This is a genomic window from Janibacter limosus NBRC 16128 (assembly GCF_001570985.1).
GTDB classification, from domain to species: domain Bacteria; phylum Actinomycetota; class Actinomycetes; order Actinomycetales; family Dermatophilaceae; genus Janibacter; species Janibacter limosus.
In genome coordinates this window covers 1-1,797 of record NZ_BCSS01000089.1, presented here as the reverse complement: position 1 = coordinate 1,797, position 1,797 = coordinate 1, and the positions used below count along the sequence as shown (strand labels likewise).

At 70.0% G+C, this 1,797-nt stretch carries 2 protein-coding genes; both read right to left on the bottom strand.

Annotated features, from left to right (window positions below):
• Positions 1-1,036: alpha-amylase family glycosyl hydrolase (locus JLI01S_RS16455; RefSeq protein ID WP_245634662.1), on the bottom strand; the 1,036-nt coding region annotated here is incomplete at its 3' end.
• A gap of 47 nt (positions 1,037-1,083) precedes the next feature.
• Positions 1,084-1,488, bottom strand: a complete 405-nt coding sequence (locus JLI01S_RS16450; RefSeq protein WP_068266743.1) for a globin — start codon at positions 1,486-1,488, stop codon at positions 1,084-1,086.
• Positions 1,489-1,797: the final 309 nt, after the last annotated feature.

Sequence of the window (1,797 nt, the reverse complement as noted above, 5' to 3'; positions counted from 1 at the left end):
GCAGGCCGAAGCGGCTCGCGTGCCGCAGGACGTCGTGGTTGCTCAGCACCCAGGTGGCCGGCGCACCGACGGAGTCATTGGACGTGAGGGAGCGCTCGAGGACCGCCCGCAGCGGCTCGGCCTGCCACGGCGTCTCGAGGAAGTCGAAGTTGAAGGCCTGGTGGTACTCGTCCTCGCGCACATAGCGGGCCAGCCGGTCAGCCGGCGCGACCCACGCCTCGGCGCACATGATCCGGTCGGGGGCGCCGTAGGAGTCGAGCAGCGCGCGCCAGCTGCGGTAGATCTCGTGGACGCCGTCCTGGTCCCAGTAGGGCGCCGCGTGGGTGACCTCCATGAGCCCGCCGGGGTGCTTGTCGAAGTTCGGGAAGGTCGGGTCCTTGACCAGCCCGTGCGCGACGTCGACGCGGAAGCCGTCGACCCCGCGGTCGAGCCAGAAGCGCAGCGTCGTCTCGAAGTCTGCGCGCACCTCGCGGTTGTCCCAGTTGAAGTCCGGCTGCGTGGGGTCGAAGAGGTGCAGGTACCACTGGCCCGGGGTGCCGTCCGGCTCGGTGACGCGGGTCCACGCGCCACCACCGAAGTTGGCGAGCCAGTCGGTCGGCGGCTGCGAGCCGTCCGTGCCGAGTCCGTCTCGGAACATGTACCGATCGCGCTCGGGGCTGCCGGGGGCAGCGGCCAGCGCCTCCTGGAACCACGGGTGGTCCGAGGAGCTGTGGTTGGGGACGATGTCGACGATGATCCGCAGGTCGAGCGCATGGGCTCGCGCGATGAGCGCGTCGGCGTCGTCGAGGGTGCCGAAGAGCGGGTCCACGTCGCGGTGGTCGGAGACGTCGTAGCCGGCGTCGCGCTGGGGTGAGCAGTAGAAGGGGGAGAGCCACACCGCGTCGACGCCGAGGTCGCGCAGGTGCTCCAACCGCGAGGTGATGCCGGGCAGGTCACCGATGCCGTCACCGTCACCGTCGGCCCAGGACCGCGGGTAGATCTGGTAGATCACCGCATCGCGCCACCACGGGGCGTCCGCGGAGTCCGCAGGGTGCAGCTCGCGGGTGACGAAGGGGGTGGGCTGGCTGGTCGTGGCGCGGCCCGTCACAGTCGGTTGCCCTCGTCGTCGGCGTTGACGAGCATGTCCGCGGCCCGGGTGAAGTAGTCGCGCATGGCGGCGTCGTGGGACTCGGGGAGCTCGAGGGTGTCCATGGCGGCGAGCATGTGCTGCATCCATCGGTCCCGCTGGTCGGGGGTCACGGCGTAGTTGACGTGGCGCATCCGCAGCCGGGGGTGGCCACGCTCCTGGCTGTAGGTGCCGGGTCCACCGAAGTACTGCTCGAGGAACATCCGCAGGCGGACCTCGGCCGGACCCAGGTCCGCCTCGGGGTAGAGGGCACGCAGGGGCGGGTCCTGGGCCACCCCCTCGTAGAAGGCGCGGACGAGACGCACGAAGGTCTCGTGCCCCCCGACCTGCTCGTAGAAGGTGTCACCCGGCTGCGCAAACATGCCCGTCAGTCTGGCAGGCGTCATCGTGGGGCCGGTTGTCGGTGGTTGCTGCGAGCCTCAGCGGGGTCGGGGAGGCAGGTCGGGCGACACCAAAAGGTTGTCCACACCCCCTTGATGTTTTCGAACAGGTGTTCGATAATGGATGGGGCGAAGGGAGGCGCGATGACCGAGCAGGTGGAGTTCAGCAGGACGGCGGGTGGGTCGCCGGTGCGTGAGTCCTTGCCCGGTCGGCTGGTTGCCTCGCTGGAGGTGTTGTCTGCTGCGCGCCCGGAGGGCTTGAGCGAGGCGGAGCTGTTGGAGGTCGTGTCG

Excerpts from the sequence above, each read along its gene's own strand:
- JLI01S_RS16450 (WP_068266743.1), bottom strand. The coding sequence starts at position 1,488 with ATGTTTGCGCAGCCGGGTGACACCTTCTACGAGCAGGTCGGGGGGCAC.